General features: G+C 74.6%; 15 protein-coding genes. 5 read left to right on the top strand and 10 right to left on the bottom strand.

All coding sequences use genetic code 11. The features are described from left to right. Positions 1-40: 40 nt before the first annotated feature. Positions 41-2,041, top strand: coding sequence for an APC family permease (locus tag ATJ88_RS10520; protein ID WP_098463781.1), 2,001 nt, complete (start codon positions 41-43; stop codon positions 2,039-2,041). Between the two features lie 10 nt (positions 2,042-2,051). Beyond that, positions 2,052-3,344 carry a class I SAM-dependent RNA methyltransferase gene (locus ATJ88_RS10515; RefSeq protein ID WP_098463780.1) on the top strand — a complete coding sequence of 431 codons (1,293 nt, stop codon included), beginning with the start codon at positions 2,052-2,054 and terminating at the stop codon, positions 3,342-3,344. Positions 3,345-3,387: 43 nt separating this feature from the next. Here ATJ88_RS10515 and ATJ88_RS10510 read toward each other — a convergent pair whose 3' ends face one another. After that, on the bottom strand, positions 3,388-4,419 hold the full coding sequence (locus ATJ88_RS10510) for a M14 family zinc carboxypeptidase (protein ID WP_245852346.1): 1,032 nt from the start codon (positions 4,417-4,419) through the stop codon (positions 3,388-3,390). Positions 4,420-4,639: 220 nt separating this feature from the next. Between ATJ88_RS10510 and ATJ88_RS10505 the strand changes: the two genes are divergently transcribed. Then, entirely contained in the window at positions 4,640-5,647 is a 1,008-nt protein-coding gene (locus ATJ88_RS10505) for a GT-D fold domain-containing glycosyltransferase (protein ID WP_098463778.1), read from the top strand. A 32-nt stretch (positions 5,648-5,679) separates the two neighbouring features. Here the strand turns inward: ATJ88_RS10505 and ATJ88_RS10500 are convergent, their stop codons facing one another. Further along, positions 5,680-6,399: a DUF5701 family protein gene (locus tag ATJ88_RS10500; RefSeq protein ID WP_098463777.1), complete on the bottom strand. Its 720-nt coding sequence runs from the start codon at positions 6,397-6,399 to the stop codon at positions 5,680-5,682. Between the two features lie 271 nt (positions 6,400-6,670). On the opposite strand from ATJ88_RS10500, the gene acnA reads away from it, so the two are divergent. Next, positions 6,671-9,439 (top strand): aconitate hydratase AcnA, encoded by a 2,769-nt coding sequence (gene acnA, locus ATJ88_RS10495; protein WP_098463776.1) that lies wholly within the window; start codon positions 6,671-6,673, stop codon positions 9,437-9,439. On the opposite strand, the gene ATJ88_RS10490 is transcribed toward acnA, so the two are convergent. Beyond that, positions 9,388-10,188 (bottom strand): alpha/beta hydrolase, encoded by an 801-nt coding sequence (locus tag ATJ88_RS10490; protein WP_170023592.1) that lies wholly within the window; start codon positions 10,186-10,188, stop codon positions 9,388-9,390. The two genes, acnA and ATJ88_RS10490, sit on opposite strands and share 52 nt — an antisense overlap. Here ATJ88_RS10490 and ATJ88_RS18340 point away from each other — a divergent pair. After that, positions 10,183-10,587, top strand: a complete 405-nt coding sequence (locus tag ATJ88_RS18340; protein ID WP_170023590.1) for a TetR family transcriptional regulator C-terminal domain-containing protein — start codon at positions 10,183-10,185, stop codon at positions 10,585-10,587. The two genes, ATJ88_RS10490 and ATJ88_RS18340, sit on opposite strands and share 6 nt — an antisense overlap. A 3-nt stretch (positions 10,588-10,590) precedes the next feature. On the opposite strand, the gene ATJ88_RS10485 is transcribed toward ATJ88_RS18340, so the two are convergent. The 7 genes from ATJ88_RS10485 to guaB1 form a co-directional block, all read right to left on the bottom strand. Next, complete coding sequence (locus ATJ88_RS10485) at positions 10,591-11,940, bottom strand: permease prefix domain 1-containing protein (protein WP_098463774.1); 1,350 nt, start codon at positions 11,938-11,940, stop codon at positions 10,591-10,593. Continuing rightward, on the bottom strand, positions 11,940-12,347 hold the full coding sequence (locus ATJ88_RS10480; protein ID WP_098463773.1) for a PadR family transcriptional regulator: 408 nt from the start codon (positions 12,345-12,347) through the stop codon (positions 11,940-11,942). Before ATJ88_RS10480 ends, ATJ88_RS10485 begins: the two co-directional genes overlap by 1 nt. Positions 12,348-12,468: 121 nt before the next feature. Further along, positions 12,469-12,990: a DUF1801 domain-containing protein gene (locus ATJ88_RS10475; protein WP_245852344.1), complete on the bottom strand. Its 522-nt coding sequence runs from the start codon at positions 12,988-12,990 to the stop codon at positions 12,469-12,471. 17 nt (positions 12,991-13,007) lie between these two features. Next, positions 13,008-13,904, bottom strand: coding sequence for an aminoglycoside phosphotransferase family protein (locus tag ATJ88_RS10470; RefSeq protein ID WP_098463772.1), 897 nt, complete (start codon positions 13,902-13,904; stop codon positions 13,008-13,010). A 93-nt stretch (positions 13,905-13,997) separates the two neighbouring features. Next, positions 13,998-14,687 carry a DUF4241 domain-containing protein gene (locus tag ATJ88_RS10465; RefSeq protein ID WP_098463771.1) on the bottom strand — a complete coding sequence of 230 codons (690 nt, stop codon included), beginning with the start codon at positions 14,685-14,687 and terminating at the stop codon, positions 13,998-14,000. Positions 14,688-14,717: 30 nt separating this feature from the next. Continuing rightward, positions 14,718-15,413 carry an NUDIX hydrolase gene (locus tag ATJ88_RS10460; protein WP_098463770.1) on the bottom strand — a complete coding sequence of 232 codons (696 nt, stop codon included), beginning with the start codon at positions 15,411-15,413 and terminating at the stop codon, positions 14,718-14,720. A 115-nt stretch (positions 15,414-15,528) separates the two neighbouring features. Next, positions 15,529-16,977 carry a GMP reductase gene (gene guaB1, locus ATJ88_RS10455; protein ID WP_098463769.1) on the bottom strand — a complete coding sequence of 483 codons (1,449 nt, stop codon included), beginning with the start codon at positions 16,975-16,977 and terminating at the stop codon, positions 15,529-15,531. Positions 16,978-17,029: the final 52 nt, after the last annotated feature.

The raw sequence follows: 17,029 nt of genomic DNA, 5'->3' as shown, positions 1-17,029 counted from the left end.
CCCGCGCCGCGGTGCCCCGGCGGGCATAGCATGTGTCACCGTGTCGGACATCGCGGATGCAGCCAAGCGCCTGCTCGTCGGTCGGCCGCTGCGCAGCGACTCCACCCGCGGGGCGGTCCTGCCCAAGCGGGCGGCGCTGCCGGTGTTCGCCTCGGACGCCCTGTCGTCCATGGCGTACGCCCCGGACGAGATCCTGCTCATGCTCGCGCTCGCGGGCGTCGCCGCCACCGCGGTCGCCCCGTGGGTCGGTCTCGCGGTCGTCGTGGTGCTGCTCGTGGTGGTGGCGTCGTACCGGCAGATCGTGCGCGCCTACCCCTCCGGCGGCGGCGACTACGAGGTGGCGACCACCAACCTCGGGCCCACCGCGGGGATCGGGGTGGCGTCCGCGCTGCTCCTCGACTACGTCCTCACCGTCGCGGTGTCCCTGTCGGCCGCCTCCCAGTACCTGGCCGTCGTCGTGCCCGCCGCGCGCGGCTACGAGCCCTGGGTGGCGGTCTTCCTCATCCTCGCGCTCACCGTGGTCAACCTGCGCGGCGTCCGTGAGGCCGCCTGGGTGTTCGTCGTGGTCATCTACTGCTTCATGGGCGCCGTCGGGATCCTCGCGGTCACCGGAGCCGTGCAGCACCTGAGCGGCTCGCTGGCGCAGGCCGAGAGCGCGTCCTTCGACATCGTCCCCGCCGCGGGCCTCGAGCAGGGGTTGATCGGCGTCGCCGGGGCGTTCCTCGTGGCCCGCGCGTTCGCCTCCGGCGCGGTCGCCCTCACCGGCGTCGAGTCCGTCACCACCGCCGTGCCGTCGTTCCGCAAGCCCCGCCACCGCAACGCCGCCATCACGCTGGCGCTGCTCGGCGGCATCTCCGCCGTCATGCTCCTGACGATCCTGTTCCTGGCCGGGGCCACCGGCATCAAGTTCGTCGAGGACCCCGCCACCCAGCTCACCCGCGACGGCCTCCCCGTGGGCGACGGCTACCAGCAGCACCCCGTGCTCGCGCAGCTCGCCGAGACCGTGTTCGGCGGCGCCGGCCTCGTGGCGGTCGTCATCACCGGCGTCACCGCGCTCGTGCTGCTGCTCGCCGCCAACACCGCGTTCCACGGCTTCCCCGTGCTCGGCTCCCGGCTCGCCAAGGACGGCTACCTGCCCCGCCAGCTCCACACCCGCGGCGACCGCATGGCGTTCTCCAACGGCATCGTCACCCTCGCCGTCGCCGCCGCCGTGCTCGTCCTCGCGTTCGGCGCCGAGGTCACCGCCCTCATCCAGCTCTACATCGTCGGCGTGTTCGTCTCCTTCACGCTCTCCCAGCTCGGCATGCTGCGGCACTGGAGCCGCGGGCTGCGCAAGGAGCCCGACCCCCGCGCCCGCCGCCAGATGCGCTGGTCCCGGGTCGTCAACGGTGCAGGGTTCGTCCTCACCGCCGCCGTGCTCCTCATCGTCCTCGTCACGAAGTTCACGCACGGCGCCTGGATCACCCTCGTCGCCATGGGCCTGCTGTTCGTCGTCATGCGCGGCGTCCACCGCCACTACGCCCGCGTGCGCGACGAGCTCGCCCTCGACGACGTCGCCGGGGCCCGCGCCCTGCCCAGCCGCGTCCACGCCGTCGTCCTCGTCTCGCGCGTGCACAAGCCGACCATGCGCGCCCTCGCCTACGCCCGCGCGTCGCGCCCCTCCACGCTGGAGGCCGTCACCGTCGGCGTCGACCCCGACGAGATCCGCGACCTGCGCGAACGCTGGGAGGCGCTGGACCTGCCCGTCGCCCTGCGCGTCCTCGACTCGCCCTACCGCGAGATCACCCGGCCCGTCCTGCAGTACGTGCGGTCCCTGCGGCGCGAGTCCCCCCGCGACCTCGTCGTCGTCTACATCCCCGAGTACGTCGTGGGGCACTGGTGGGAGCACCTCCTGCACAACCAGTCCGCCCTGCGCCTCAAGGGCCGCCTGCTGTTCACCCCCGGCGTCGTCGTCGCCTCCGTGCCCTGGCAGCTGTCGTCGGCGGGCAGCGCGACCCTCGACCCCGACCGGTCCGGCGAGAACGGCCGCCGCGACGGGTGACAATGGGGGCGTGCCCCGCCCCCGCCGCTCCACCCCGCGCCCCCGCCCCGCCGACCCCCACGTCGGCACCGAGATCGAGCTCGTCGTCGGGCCCGTCGCCCACGGCGGCCACTGCGTCGCCCGTCACGAGGGCCGCGTCGTCTTCGTCCGGCACGCCCTGCCCGGCGAGCGCGTCCGCGCCCGCGTCACCGAGGGCGGGAACCGCTACTGGCGGGCCGACGCCGTCGAGGTCCACGAGGCGTCCCCCGACCGCGTCGCCCCCGCCTGGCCCCAGGCCGGCCCCGGCGGCGTCGGCGGCGGCGAGCTCTCCCACGTCGCCCTGCCCGCCCAGCGGCGATGGAAGGCCGACGTCCTGACCGAGCAGCTCGCCCGCCTCGCCCGCCTCGAGCGCGACGTCACCGTCGAGGCCGTCGACGGCGACGACGCCCGTCACGGCCTCGCCTACCGCACCCGCGTCGACCTCGTCGCCGACGACGCCGGCCGCGCCGGCATGCGGCGCTTCCGCTCCCACGACGTCGTGCCCCTCGACGCCATGCCGCTCGCCACCGAGGACGTCGCGGCGCTCGCGGACGCCGAGCAGGTCTGGACCCGCACGTGGCGTCCCGGCCAGCGGATCGAGCTCGTCGCGCCCGCCGCGGGCGGACGCCCCCTCATGCTGGTGGACGGCGTGCCGTGGCACCGCGGACGCCCGGACTCCCGCCCCACCGCCCGGCGCGCCGTCGCCGAGGAGGTGACGCTCGCGGGCCGCACCCACCGGTTCCGCGTCGCCGCCGACGGCTTCTGGCAGGTTCACCGCGGGGCCCCCGCCCTGCTGGGCGACGCCGTCCTCGCCGGTGTCGGCGACGTCGACGGCGCCACCGTGCTGGACCTGTACTCGGGCGCCGGCCTCTTCACCGTGCCGCTCGCCCACGCCGTGGGGGAGTCCGGCCGCGTCATCGGCGTCGAGGGCGACGCCCGCGGCGTCCAGGACGCCCGCCGCAACGTGCACGACCTGCCCCAGGTCGAGCTCCACCTCGGGGCCGTCGACCAGGTGCTCGCCGACGGCGACGCCGCCGACGGGGCGCTCGGCGCGGCGGACGTCGTCGTGCTCGACCCGCCGCGCGCGGGGGCCGGGCGCACCGTCGTCGACGCCGTCGCCGCCCGCGGCCCGCAGCGGGTCGTGTACGTCGCCTGCGACCCCGCCGCCCTCGCCCGTGACGTGGGCCTGCTCGGGAAGCACGGCTACGCGCTGTCGGCGCTGCGCGCGTTCGACCTGTTCCCGCACACCCACCACGTCGAGGCCGTCGCCGTCCTGGAGCGCTGAGCCGCGCCGGCCGGCCCGGTCGTCGGGCCGGCCGGCGGGCCGGTCAGCAGTTCTCGCGGACCCGGTCGCCCCGCTCGGGCAGGAGGTCGGCGTCGCCGGGGGAGACGGCGTCGAACGAGCCGTCGGCCAGCGAGTCCGCGACCGCCCGCATGCTCACGAGCGCCTCGCGCACCAGCGCACCGTGGCCCTTCTGCCCGACCTCCTGCTGGCCGCGCTGCTCCACGAGCACCGTCGGGTAGCCGTCGAGCGAGAGGCCGTTGCGGGCCGTGGTGGCCGTGTCGCTGCGCGGGTACAGCGTGACCTCGGCGTGCCCGCTGCGCGCCAGGGAGTCCCCGATGACGGCGACGGCGCGGCGACCGTCGTCGGCGACGTCCGGGGCCACGTCGGGGTGGGTGCCCCACAGCACGGACATCGTCACCAGGTCGTCGGTGCCCTCGGTCGTGTAGCTCACCTGGTGGTGGTAGTCGAGGACGAGGTCCGGCTCGGTGGCCTCCACGAGGTCCTGCACCGCGACGGCCTCGGGCGCGAGGGCGAGGTCGACGGTCGTCGGGCCGAACGCCCGGTTGAGATCGATGTCGTTCGCGTTGCGGCGCGGGTCCAGCCCGTCGGCGAAGTCGCGGTCCTGGTACCTCTCCCAGCCGTCCGGGTTGATGCGCGGCACCGCGACGATCGTCACGCCCTCGCGCAGCGCTGCACCGGCGGGCGTGGGGGCGGCGGCCGCCTTGAGGAGCTGCAGGACGGCCTCGGTGCCCATCGGCTCGTCGCCGTGCACCTGCGTCAGCACCAGCAGGGTGCGCGGGCCGTCGCCCACGGTGACGGCCTCCAGCGGCCGGCCCTCCACCGACCGGCCGATCTCCTCCACCTCGACGATGCCGGGGTGGCGGGCGGCGAGCCGGGCGAGCTCGGCGGCGAGCTCGTCGTTGCTCGTCAGCCCCGCCAGGGAGATCGGCTGGGCCCCGCACACCCACGGGCCACCGGGGACGGGGTCGGCGGCCGCCGGTGCGGCCGTGGCGAGCGCGAGGGGCAGGACGAGGGCGGGCAGGGCCAGGGCGGCCGTGGCACGGGTGGGTCGCACGAGTTCCTCCATCGACGGTGACGCGACGCCGGGTCGGCGCCTGCGGCCACCGTGTCAGCAGGGCGGCCGGACCGCCACCCCGCACCGCACCGCGCCGACGCCGCACGGACCGTCGGTGCACGGCTCCTCGGTGGCGACGTCCGGACCGCCGCACCCGGCTAGGCTTTCGGGGTCCGGCCGACGAAGGTCGGCACGGGTACGTCGAGGAGCGTGGTGGGTGATGGGGTCGTTCAGGCTCCCTGGGGCACGGGTGGCGGGCGAGGCGCTGGCCGAGCTGCGACGGCTGCGGGAGGCGGCCGAGACGCAGGTCACGGTGTCCCGCCGGACGGCGCGCCGCGTCGCCGAGCTCGAGCGGCAGGTCGCCGACCTCACCGCGCAGCTCTCCGTCCGCCTGGACCGGATCGGGGCCGACGTCGCGGCCACCCGCAAGGACGCCGAGTCCGGCCGCAAGGAGCTCACCACGCTGCGCACCGCGGCCACGGCCTCGACCATGAGCGAGGTGCTGGAGTTCACCGCGCAGCGCCAGATGACGCTGCGCGAGACGCTGGAGCTCCTGGCGCGGGAGCGCACCAGCTTCGCCCGGTTCGGGGACGGCGAGCTCCGGATGATGGTCGACCCGCTGTACGACCTCGGGTTCCAGAAGAACAGCGCGGAGATCCGTGCGGCGCTGCGCGAGACCCTGGCCGCCGAGCCCGTCGACGGGCTGCTCGTCGGCTGGCCCCAGACCTTCCGCACCGCGCACAACAGCGGCGTGTGGGAGCTCGTGTGGCAGGACGTCCGCCGGGTCGTGCCCGAGGGGCGGCGGTTCGGCAACAGCCACGTCTCGCGCCCCATCTGCTTCCTGGAGCTCGGCGACGACGCCGTACGGCTGTGGCGCGACGTGTGGGCGGACGAGAAGGTGCTGGTCGTCACGGGTCGGGGCTCACGGTTCGACCTCGTCCCGGCGCTGTTCGACGACGTGGCGGCCGTGGACCACCTCTGGACGGTGCCGCGGCACGCCTTCGAGGTGCTGGACGAGCTGGAGGCCGAGATCGTCGCGCGGGCGTCCGACGAGCTGGTGCTGCTCGCGCTGGGGCCCGCCGGGACGATCCTGGCGAGCCGGCTGGCGCGCGCGGGCGTGTGGGCGATCGACGTCGGGCACCTGTCGAACAGCTACCTCAACGTGGTCGACGGCGCGCCGAAGCCCGAGAAGACCCCTGCGGTCCGCCGGGCGGCTCGCCGGTCCTGACGGGGGCGGCGGCCCGGCGGCCCAGCGGTCCGTCAGGCCCGGCGCGCCGCGGCGGACGCGAAACCGAGCCAGGTGTGACGGTTGCGCCACCAGCACCAGCCGATCTTCGCCGCGCCGCGGCGCCCGGCGCCGTCGCGTCCCGTGCCGCCGGAGATCCACAGCGCGGGCGTGCGGGCGTCGTCGCTCCCGTCGGCGCGCCGCACGCGGGACCCGATCGTCATGAAGCAGCGGCCGGGCTCCAGCACGCCGGGGGACTGGAGCACCCACTGGGCGCCCTCGCCGAGCGTCAGGGGTGTGCGCGACCGGGCGGCGAGCGCCACGACGGCCTCCTCGGGGGAGGCGTTCGCCAGGTCGTCGCCGCGGTCGGGGGCGAGCACGGCCCAGACGTCGGCGTCGGGCAGGTCGAGGTCGGGGACGGGAGCGAACGCGTCGACGTCCGTCATGTCCTCGACGACGAACCCGGGGCGCTCCACCTCGCCGCCGCGCGTGCGCACGGTGCGCAGCAGGTGGGGGGCGAGCGCCGAGGGCGGCAGGTGCCGCGGGTGCACGACCAGCAGGGCGCCGGGCGCCCCGGAGCCGGTCAGGTCGGCGGCCCGCCGGCGCAGCGTCGCGGCGTCGAGGGTGCCGTCGGCGGGGTCGGTGGGGACGAGCCCCAGGTCGACCAGCCGTTCGGCCTGGTCGGTCAGGGGCGGCAGGTCGGGGGGTGCGGAGGCGGTGGTGGTCGGGTCGGTGCGCAGGGACGTCTCGGCCATGGGTTCCTTCCGTCGGTCCCTCGCGGCGTGAGGGACCCTGGTGCAACGCGCGCCGGGCCGGGGTCGTTCCCGGCGGCCGGGGTCGGACCCGGCGGGCGGTGAGGCCGCCCTGAGTATCTTGACGTCAAGATACATAGGCTATGCTGGGGGACAGCCCCCGCGACGTCCGCGTCCGCCGGGGGTGGAGCCCCCGGACGTCACGGCGTCGGAACCGCTGCGCTCTCGCGTCGACGCGGTGCCCGCGCCGGCCAGCCCCGCAGAAGGAGCAGCAGTGAGCAGCGTGGACACATTCGGATCCAAGGGAACCCTGGAGGTCGGGGAGAACTCGTACGAGATCTTCCGGCTGTCGGCGGTGGACGGCCTCGAGCGGCTTCCGTACTCGCTCAAGATCCTCGCCGAGAACCTGCTCCGCACCGAGGACGGTGCGAACATCACCGCGGACCACGTCCGCGCCCTCGCCGGCTGGGACCCCGACGCCCAGCCCAGCACCGAGATCCAGTTCACGCCGGCGCGCGTGATCATGCAGGACTTCACCGGCGTCCCCTGCGTCGTCGACCTCGCCACCATGCGCGAGGCCGTCGCCGAGCTCGGCGGCGACCCCACCCGCATCAACCCGCTCGCGCCCGCCGAGATGGTCATCGACCACTCCGTGCAGATCGACGTCGCGGGCCGCCCCGACGCGTTCGAGCGCAACGTCGAGTTCGAGTACGAGCGCAACCACGAGCGCTACCAGTTCCTGCGCTGGGGTCAGACCGCGTTCGACGACTTCAAGGTCGTCCCCCCGGGCACCGGCATCGTGCACCAGGTCAACATCGAGTACCTGGCGCGCACGGTCATGACCCGCGAGGTCTCCGTGAACGGGTCCGCGCCGGTGCTCCGCGCCTACCCCGACACCTGCGTCGGCACCGACTCGCACACCACGATGGTCAACGGCCTGGGCGTGCTCGGCTGGGGCGTCGGCGGCATCGAGGCCGAGGCCGCGATGCTCGGCCAGCCCGTGTCCATGCTCATCCCGCGCGTCGTCGGCTTCAAGCTCAAGGGCTCGATCCCGGCCGGCGTCACCGCGACCGACGTCGTCCTGACGATCACGCAGATGCTGCGCCAGCACGGTGTCGTCGGCAAGTTCGTCGAGTTCTACGGCTCCGGCGTCGGCCAGGTGCCGCTCGCGAACCGCGCCACCATCGGCAACATGTCGCCGGAGTTCGGCTCGACCGCCGCGATCTTCCCGATCGACGACGTCACCGTCGAGTACCTGCGCCTGACCGGCCGGTCCGAGGAGCAGCTCGCGCTCGTCGAGGCGTACGCCAAGGAGCAGGGCCTGTGGCTCGACCCGGAGTCGGCCGACTACGTCGAGCCGGTGTTCTCCGAGTACCTCGAGCTGGACCTGGCGACCGTCGTGCCGTCGATCGCCGGCCCGAAGCGCCCGCAGGACCGCATCGAGCTGTCGAACGCCAAGTCCGCGTTCGCGCGCGACCTGCCGAGCTACGCCGCCGACGTCATCGACTCCGTCGACGAGGCCGAGAAGGAGTCCTTCCCGGCCTCCGACTCGCCGTCGACCCACGCCCAGGTGCGCCGCACCGTCCCGGTGACGGACTCCGAGGGCAAGGAGTTCGAGCTCTTCCACGGCGCCGTCGCGATCGCCTCGATCACGTCGTGCACCAACACCTCGAACCCGTCGGTCATGCTCGCCGCCGCGCTGCTGGCCAAGAACGCGGTGGAGAAGGGCCTCACCTCGAAGCCGTGGGTCAAGACGTCCATGGCCCCGGGCTCGCAGGTCGTCACCAACTACTACGAGAAGTCCGGCCTGTGGCCGTACCTCGAGAAGCTGGGCTTCCACCTGGTCGGCTACGGCTGCGCCACCTGCATCGGCAACTCCGGCCCGCTCGACGAGAAGATCTCCGAGGCGGTCCAGGAGCACGACCTCGCCGTCGTGTCCGTGCTGTCCGGCAACCGCAACTTCGAGGGCCGCATCAACCCGGACGTCAAGATGAACTACCTGGCGTCCCCGCCGCTGGTCATCGCGTACGCCCTGGCCGGCACCATGGAGTTCGACTTCGACCACGACCCGCTGGGCCGTGACGACGCGGGCAACCCCATCTTCCTCAAGGACATCTGGCCGACGCCGGACGAGGTCCAGGCCACCATCGAGGCCTCGATCGACCGCAAGATGTTCGAGGACGACTACGCGGACGTCTTCGCCGGCGACGACCGGTGGCGTGCGCTGGAGACGCCCGAGGGCGACACGTTCGCGTGGGACGGCGAGTCGACCTACGTGCGCAAGCCCCCGTACTTCGAGGGCATGGGTGCGCAGCCGTCGCCGGTCTCGGACATCTCCGGTGCCCGCGTGCTCGCCAAGCTCGGCGACTCCGTCACCACCGACCACATCTCGCCCGCGGGTGCGATCAAGGTCGACAGCCCGGCCGGCAAGTACCTGGCCGAGCACGGCGTGGCGCGTCGTGACTTCAACTCCTACGGCTCGCGCCGTGGCAACCACGAGGTCATGATCCGCGGCACGTTCGCGAACATCCGCCTGAAGAACCAGCTGCTGGACGGCGTCGAGGGTGGCTACACCTTCAACTTCGTCTCCGGCGAGCAGGACACCATCTACGACGCCGCGCAGGACTACGCCGCGCAGGGCACCCCCCTGGTGGTGCTCGGCGGCAAGGAGTACGGCTCCGGCTCGTCCCGCGACTGGGCGGCCAAGGGCACCGCGCTCCTGGGCGTCAAGGCCGTCATCACCGAGTCGTTCGAGCGTATCCACCGCTCGAACCTCATCGGCATGGGCGTCCTGCCGCTGCAGTTCCCGGCCGGCGAGAACGTCGAGTCCCTCGGCCTGGACGGCACCGAGACGTTCGACATCGCGGGCATCACGGAGCTCAACGAGGGCACCACGCCCGAGACCGTCGCGGTGAAGGCCACCAAGGCGGACGGCTCCGTCGTCGAGTTCGACGCCGTGGTGCGCATCGACACCCCGGGCGAGGCGGACTACTACCGCAACGGCGGCATCCTGCAGTACGTGCTCCGTTCGCTCGTCGCCTGATCCTCCGGATCGCCTGACGGCCGACAGCACACGACGCCCCGTCGCTCCTCTTGCGGAGCGGCGGGGCGTCGTCGTGCGTCCCCCGTCACGGTGGGGGGTGAGGGTGAGGGGTTGAGGCTCCTCGTCAGGCGTGGACGGGGGCGAGGTGCGCGACGACGGCGCGCACGGTGGCGTCGTCGTCCAGCACGCGGTTGTGACCCAGCCCGGAGGTGACCCGCAGGTCGCTCGCTGCCGGGGTGCGCGGCGTGCAGGGCGTGCGCCTCGGCGACGCCGTGCATCGCGTCGTCGGTGTCCTGCACGAACAGGGTGCGCACCGCGTCCGGCACGGGGTGGCGCAGCAGGTCGAACCGGTCGCGGACGTCGGGGTGGCCGGGGAACGTGGTGGCGGCGATGCGCGTGCAGAGACGTTCGTGCAGGACGGGGGAGAGGCCGACGAGGCGCATGTAGGTCGCGACGACGGAGTCGAAGCCGGTGGGCGCGGCCAGGGAGACGAAGTGCCGCGCCGAGAACCCCTCGTGCAGGGCGGTCCCGGCGGCGAAGGCCCCGAGCGAGTGACCGACGACGGCGTCGAACGGACCGCAGGCTGCCTCGACGGCGCGCATCGCGGCCATGTGCTCCAGGAGTGTGAGCCGGTCGCCGGCGGACGCGCCGTGCGCGGGGGCGTCGTAGGACTCGACCCGCCACCCGGCCGCGGTGAGGGCCCGCACGAGGGCCCCGAAGCGGGAGGCGCGCAGCTGCCAGCCGTGCACCAGCCGGCCCGGTCCGCCGCGCCGGGTCTCGACCGGGTCTGGTCCCTGGCGCGGGGCTGGAGCGAGTACTCCCGCACCCGGACGTTCGCCGGCGGCTGGTTCTTCCGTGCCGTCGAGACCGAGACGGACTCCCGTCCCGGCCCCGTCCGGGACGCCGTCGTGGCGGTGCGCCGCGAGTGGGACGGCTACCTCGCGCACCACGTCGCGCTCGCCGTCGAGGCCGGCGACCTCGCGGCGGGGACGGAGCCCGACCAGGTCGTGTTCGAGGTCGTGGGCCTGCTCGGCGCGGCCAACGACCGCTCCCTCCTGCTGGACGATGCCACCGCCGACGACCGGGCGCTGCGGGCCGTGCGAGCGCTCCTCGTCGGCCGCGGCGCCGATCCGGCGCGGCTTCCCTGAACCTCAGGCGAAGCCGAACAGCGGCCCGAACCCGACGACGACCACCGCGGCCCAGAGCGCGTACACCGGCAGGTACGTCGTCTGCCAGCGCTCCAGCGCGCCGAACCCGGCGCGGCGGCGGCAGAACCCCAGCAGGAGCCACCCGGTGCGCACCAGGTGCACGAGGAGCACCAGGTTGAGCCCGAGCGCGGCGACCTTGTTGGGGCTCGCGCCGAACTCGGCGATCCGGGTGAGCATGGCGGTCAGGGCGAGCGCGTCGACGGCGAGAGCGGCGGCGACCATCGCGAGCTGGAGCGCGTCGAAGAACCCGGGTCGCGCGAGCGGGTCGCGGGCCGAGATCGAGTAGAGCAGCAGCGCCAGGACGAGGACCAGGACGGCGTCGAGCAGGATGAGCAGCTCACGGTCCACCGTGGTGAGCCCGCCGGCGGTGAGCAGGACGACGAACGACACGACGAGCATGACCGTGGTCAGCGGCGTGAACACCCTGGTCAGCACGGGTGCGATGTTCTCCACGACCTCCTGCTTGGCCTCGACGAGCCAGGCGGCGACCAGGACCGCGCCGGGGACGCAGTACGGCAGGATCCAGCCCTCGAGGGCGGGCTCCAGGTCGACGCCGACCACGGCGAGGAGCCCGGCGGTGAGGCCGAGCAGCACCCCGCCGCCGAGCGCGAGCAGGGCGACGTAGATGACGAGCTCGCCGGTGAACCGGACGAAGTCCATGCGCCGGTCGCCCGAGCGCCAGCGTCCACCGGTGTAGGCGACGCCCACGGCGGTCCACACCAGGACCGGGGCGTGCAGCGCCGCCAGGACCATCGTCGAGCCGCCGTCGGCGAACGGGTACAGGTTGACGACCGCGCACGTGACGGCCAGCACCGCGACGAGCGCGCCGACGAGCGCCAGGGGTGCGCGACGCTTCCAGGCGAAGTAGCCGAGGAGGAACGGCAGGACGAGGAACGCGACGTTCGTGGCGAAGGTGTCGTCGGCGAGCGTGGTGGCGCCGACCTTCACCGCGGTCCCGGCGCCCACCCCGAGCGCGAGGACGACGCCGAGCTCGCGCCACGCCGGCGCGCGCCGGTCGTCGGCGCCCGGGGCGGGGACGAGCACGAGCTGCTTCCAGAGGCGCTCGGAGTGCTCCCGGGCGAACTCCCGGGACACGGCGTCGAGGCTGCCCATGCGCTTGACCGCGACGAGGAACGCCTCCTCGTCGTCGAGACCGGCGGCCCGCAGGTCGTCGATGCGCTCGCGCAGGTGGTCGGCCATCTCGTCGACGTCCGCGGGGGCGATGGCGCGGTGGCGGCTGACGTAGTCGCGCCAGCGGGCGACCTGGGCGTCCAGGGCGGTGGGCTCGTCCATCAGGTGATCCCTCCTGCCGCGGCCGAGGTGCCGAGGCCGCCGCCGAGGACGGCGTCACGGGTGGGTCGGGTGGCGTCGGCGACCGACTCCCACGCGCGGGACAGCGCCGCGTGCACGACCTCCCACTGCTCCTGGCGCTCGGCGAGCGCGGCACGCCCGGCGGCGGTGATCGCGTAGTGCTTGCGGCGGCGTCCGGTCTCGGAGCGTCCCCAGGAGGCCTCGACGAGGCCGTTCCTCTCCAGGCGGTGCAGCAGCGGGTAGAGCATCCCGTCGGTCCACTCCATGTGGCCGCCGGACAGCTCGGCCACCCGTTTGGCGATGGCGTACCCGTAGGACTCGTCCTCGGCCAGTATGCCGAGGACGAGCGGCGTCGCCGAGGCGGCGACGAGGTCCTTGTCGATGTGCATAGCTCCTCTATCCCTCGATCTACGAGGTATCTAACCCTCGTGGTGCGAGGGTTGGCAAGAGCAGGGCACCAGCTCCGTCGAGGGAGGACGTCACGACCGGACGCCCGACCTCGCGGCGGGGTCAGTCGACCCGTCGTCCGCCGTCGCGGGCACGCAGCCCGTAGGTATCCGCCGTCAGCGTCCCGAACGCGTCCGCGACGACGGTCTCCAGCACCGCCAGGTCGACCTTGTCCAGGTCGGTCAGGTAGAGGCACCCCACGCCCGTGCGGTGCGGCCCCAGCCGCGCCAGGTCGTCCGCGTGCGCGTCGGTCCCGTCCATGAGGTACACGACGCTGTTCGCCTTCCGCGGGGCGAACGCGGCCGGCGGGGCGTCGCCCGAGCGGCCCGACGCGTACTCGTAGTGGTAGGTGCCGAACCCGACGATGGTGCCGTGCAACTGCGGCGCCAGCCCGGTCACCCGGTGCATCAGCGCGAGCAGCGTCCAGGCGTCACGCCGTCGACGCGCACCCGGCACCGCGTCGAGGAAGGCCCGTACGTCGTCCGGCACCGCCGCCTGCGGTCCCGCGCCGTCGACGTCCGGCGGTCCCGCCGCCGGGAAGCCCGGACCCGAGGTCTCGGACCGGCCGTCCGCGGGAGTCGCCATGGCCCCAGTGTGGGCCGTCAGGCCTCGGCGAGCACCTCGGCCAGCGCCTCGCGGCCGAGCGGGAGCAGCCAGGCGTGCTCCGGACCGGAGGTGAGCATCGACGTCGCCATCGTCAGCGCCCAGCCGCGGGCCCGCACCCAGACCGGGTCGTCGCCGGGGTAGGGCCCGGCCAGCTCCGCCCGGAACGTCTCGCGACCCGCGGCGTCGAACACCGTCCAGGCGGCGGCGAGGTCCGTCGCGGGGTCGCCGGAGGTGAGGTCGCCGAGGTCGGCGACGGCGGCGAGCGTCACCGTCGCGCCGTCGTCGGCGAGCACGAGGTTGCCGGGGTGGGGGTCGCCGTGCAGCCACAGCGCGGGCCCGTGCCAGGGCTCGGCCGCCACGGCCTGCGACCACACCGCGAGGCAGCGGTCCACCTCGGTGGTGACGCCGGCCGCGAGCCGGTCCCGCACGGGGCCGTCGCGGCCGGCCAGCGGGCCGCCGCGGTAGGGGTTCTCGGGGGCGTCGGGCGGCGCGGGGCGGTGCATCGCCGCGAGGAACCCGGCCAGGGCAGCGGCGACGTCGCCGCGCCTCGCCCGCGGGACGTCCGCGCCGCGCAGCCCCGGGACCCAGGGCACCACCGACCACGACCACGGGTAGCCCAGGGCGGTGCTGGGGCGGCCGATCCGCACCGGGACCGGCACCCGCACGGGCAGGTGCGGGGCGAGGCGGGGCAGCCACTCCTGCTCGTGCTCGACCAGCGGCGCGGCGATCGCCCGGCGCGGCAGCCGCACGGCCAGGTCGTCCCCGAGCCGGGTCATGACGTTGTCCCAGCCCTGCGCGACCACCCGCAGCGGCAGCCCGGCCAGGTCGGGGTGCTGCTCGGTCAGGAGCCCGCGCACCAGCGCGACGTCGATCTCGATCTCCGCGGCGGCCATCGGACCATTGTCGCCGGGCCGCCGACCACGGACCACCGACCGCTCGTCACCGACCCCGGGCCGCTCGCGCGGGGACCGACGTCCCCTCGACGGTCAGTCCTCGTCCTCGTCCTCGGCGTCGGACTCGACCCACCACGGCCCGTCGTCGACGACGCCGAGGTCGATGTGCACGCCGGTGAGGGCGCCGGCCTCGTCGTGGGTCGTCACGACGGCGTAGAAGCCGTCGCCCCAGCCGGAGTGCGCGAGCACGACGTTGGCGGTGCCGTGCCCGGGCAGGGACACGTTCGCGCAGCCTTCGACCAGGTGGTCGGCGTCGTCCTGGCGCGCGAACCACGCGTCCGGGCCGTCGTGGTCGTACACCTCGGAGTAGAGGTCGTCGACGGCGGTGGTCGCGGCCGCCGCGGCGGTGGCGTCGGCGAACGCGACCGTGCCGGCGTCGACGGGGACACCGTGGACGGTGCCGTCGGTGCCCGGCTCCTCGCCGGCCGGGACGAACGGGCGGGCGCTCCCGGCGGTGCGGGCGGCGTCGTCGAGCACGACCGACAGGTACGCCTCGCGCCGGTGGCTGCCGTCCTGCTCGCGCGAGACGTCGGCGACGGTCACGTGCACCGGGTAGGTGCCGGGCGGCACGGGGACGACGAGCCCCTCGCCGAGGTTCACGTAGGGGTCGGACGCCTCCAGCCGCCCGGACGGGACGTGCAGCGTGCCGAGGTCGTGGACGGTCAGGGCGTAGGGGGTGCCGGCGGGCGTGCCGGTGCGCAGGGCGAGGAACGGGGCGGTCATGGGTGGGACGCTAGCGGCCGCCCCCGACGTTCACGGCTCGACGTCCAGCTCGCGGCCGCGGTCCCAGTCCTCGGTCCACCCGAGGTGGTCGAACATCGCGTCGAGGATGCCGGCCGTGAAGCCCCACACGAGGTGCCGGTTCCCGTCGTCGTCGACGACGAACCCGGGGCCGCGCCACACCTGGCCGCCGCGGCGCAGGACGGTCGTGACGCGTCGGTCCGGGTCCAGGAGGTCCGCGACGGGGGCGCGGAACACGTGCGCCGACTCGGCGGGGTCGACCACGCCCACGGGGGACTGCCGCGTCCACCAGGCGAGCACGGGGGTGACGACGTGGTTGCTCACCGGCATGGGCAGGGCGTCCAGGGTGCCGAGCACCTCGACGCCGCTGGTGTCCACGCCGGTCTCCTCGGTGGCCTCGCGCAGGGCGCAGGTCACCGCGTCCTCCCCGGGGTCGGCCCGACCGCCGGGGAACGCGACCTGGCCCGCGTGGGACCGCAGGGTCGCGGCGCGGGCGAGGAGCAGCACGTCGAGGTCGGCCGAGACGGCCTCGGCCTGCGCCGCGTGGTCGGACGGGAGGCCGTCCAGGACGCCGAACAGCACCAGCACGGACGCGGGGCGCACGGCGTCCGGGTCGAGCGTGCCGCGGGCGTGCCGCCACGGCCCGGCGAACGCGCCGTCGCCGGCGAGCGCGCGGAGCTGGTCCTGGGCGGAGGGGTGGTCGTTCACCTGGGCAGGCTAACGCCGACCGGGCGGCGCGGACGGGCGACCATGCCGCTGCCGACCGTCGTGGACCGCCGCCGGGCCCCGGCCGCAGGGTCGCGCACGGGGCGTCGCGCCCGGGTCACCAGGAGGTGGCGACCGGCATGCCCTCGGCGTACCCGGCGGCCGACTGGATGCCGACGGTCGCGCGCTCGGCGAACTCCGCCAGGGTGCGGGCGCCGGCGTACGTGCAGCTCGAGCGCAGGCCGGAGGTGATCTCGTCGAGCAGGTCCTCGACGCCGGGACGACGCGGGTCGAGGTACATCTTGCCGGTCGAGATGCCCTCCTCGTACAGGGCCTTGCGCGCCCGGTCGAACGCCGACCCGGCCCCGGCCGTGCGGGCGGCGACCGCGCGGGCCGACGCCATGCCGAACGAGTCCTTGTAGAGGCGCCCGGAGCCGTCCTCGTGCAGGTCGCCCGGGGACTCGTACGTCCCGGCGAACCAGGAGCCGATCATCACCTGCGACGCGCCCGCCGCCAGGGCGAGCGCGACGTCGCGGGGGTGGCGCACGCCGCCGTCGGCCCACACGTGCTTGCCGAGCTCACGCGCCGCGGCCGCGCACTCCAGCACGGCGGAGAACTGCGGACGACCCACCGCGGTCTGCATGCGGGTGGTGCACATGGCGCCCGGCCCGACGCCGACCTTGAGGATGTCGGCGCCCGCCTCGACGAGGTCGCGCACGCCGTCCGCGGTGACGACGTTGCCCGCCACGACCGGCACCCGGGGGTCCACCGACCGCACGGCGCGCAGCGCGGCCAGCATCTTGTCCTGGTGGCCGTGCGCCGTGTCGACGACGAGCACGTCGACCCCGGCGGCGAGCACCTCGGCGGTCTTCGCGGCGACGTCGCCGTTGATGCCCACGGCGGCGCCCACGAGCAGGCGGCCGGACGCGTCGAGCGCGGGGGAGTAGACGGTGGAGCGGACGGCGCCCTTGCGGGTCAGCACGCCCACGAGGCGACCGTCGCGCACGACCGGCGCGAGGTGCACCTTCGCGGCGTGCAGGCGCTCGAACGCGGCCGGCAGCCCGTCGGCCTCGACCTGCGCGGCCTCCAGGGTGACCAGCTCGGTCGACATCACGGCGCCGACGCGCGCGAACCGGTCCACGGACGTGCAGTCGTCCGCCGTGACGACGCCCACGGGGCGGCCGTCGTCGACGACCACGGCCGCGCCGTGCGACCGCTTGCCGAGCAGCGACAGGACGTCCGCGACGGTGTCCTGCCCGGTGACGACCACCGGGGACTCCACGACGGGGTCCTTGGACTTGACGTCGGCGACGACGTCGGCGACGACCTCGCCGGGGATGTCCTGCGGCAGGATCGCGACGCCGCCGCGGCGCGCGACGGTCTCGGACATGCGACGCCCCGCCACGGCGGTCATGTTCGCCACGACGACGGGGATCGTCGTGCCGGTGCCGTCGTCGGTCGACAGGTCGACGTCGAACCGGCTGGTCACGTCGGAGCGCGACGGGACCATGAAGACGTCGCCGTAGGTGAGGTCGGAGGTGGGCTGCTGGCCGGGAAGGAAACGCACACCAGGAATCTACCCCGCCCGCCGGGTCCTGCCCCCGCCGGCCGCCTACAGT

The sequence above is a fragment of the Isoptericola jiangsuensis genome, assembly GCF_002563715.1.
Lineage (GTDB): Bacteria > Actinomycetota > Actinomycetes > Actinomycetales > Cellulomonadaceae > Isoptericola > Isoptericola jiangsuensis.
This window is presented reverse-complemented; position numbering and strand designations above follow the sequence as displayed.

Coding starts and splice junctions, on each gene's coding strand:
- ATJ88_RS10505 (WP_098463778.1), top strand. CDS start 4,640: ATGGGGTCGTTCAGGCTCCCTGGGGCACGGGTGGCGGGCGAGGCGCTG.
- ATJ88_RS10500 (WP_098463777.1), bottom strand. CDS start 6,399: ATGGCCGAGACGTCCCTGCGCACCGACCCGACCACCACCGCCTCCGCA.
- ATJ88_RS10485 (WP_098463774.1), bottom strand. CDS start 11,940: ATGGACGAGCCCACCGCCCTGGACGCCCAGGTCGCCCGCTGGCGCGAC.
- ATJ88_RS10480 (WP_098463773.1), bottom strand. CDS start 12,347: ATGCACATCGACAAGGACCTCGTCGCCGCCTCGGCGACGCCGCTCGTC.
- ATJ88_RS10475 (WP_245852344.1), bottom strand. CDS start 12,990: ATGGCGACTCCCGCGGACGGCCGGTCCGAGACCTCGGGTCCGGGCTTC.
- ATJ88_RS10470 (WP_098463772.1), bottom strand. CDS start 13,904: ATGGCCGCCGCGGAGATCGAGATCGACGTCGCGCTGGTGCGCGGGCTC.
- ATJ88_RS10465 (WP_098463771.1), bottom strand. CDS start 14,687: ATGACCGCCCCGTTCCTCGCCCTGCGCACCGGCACGCCCGCCGGCACC.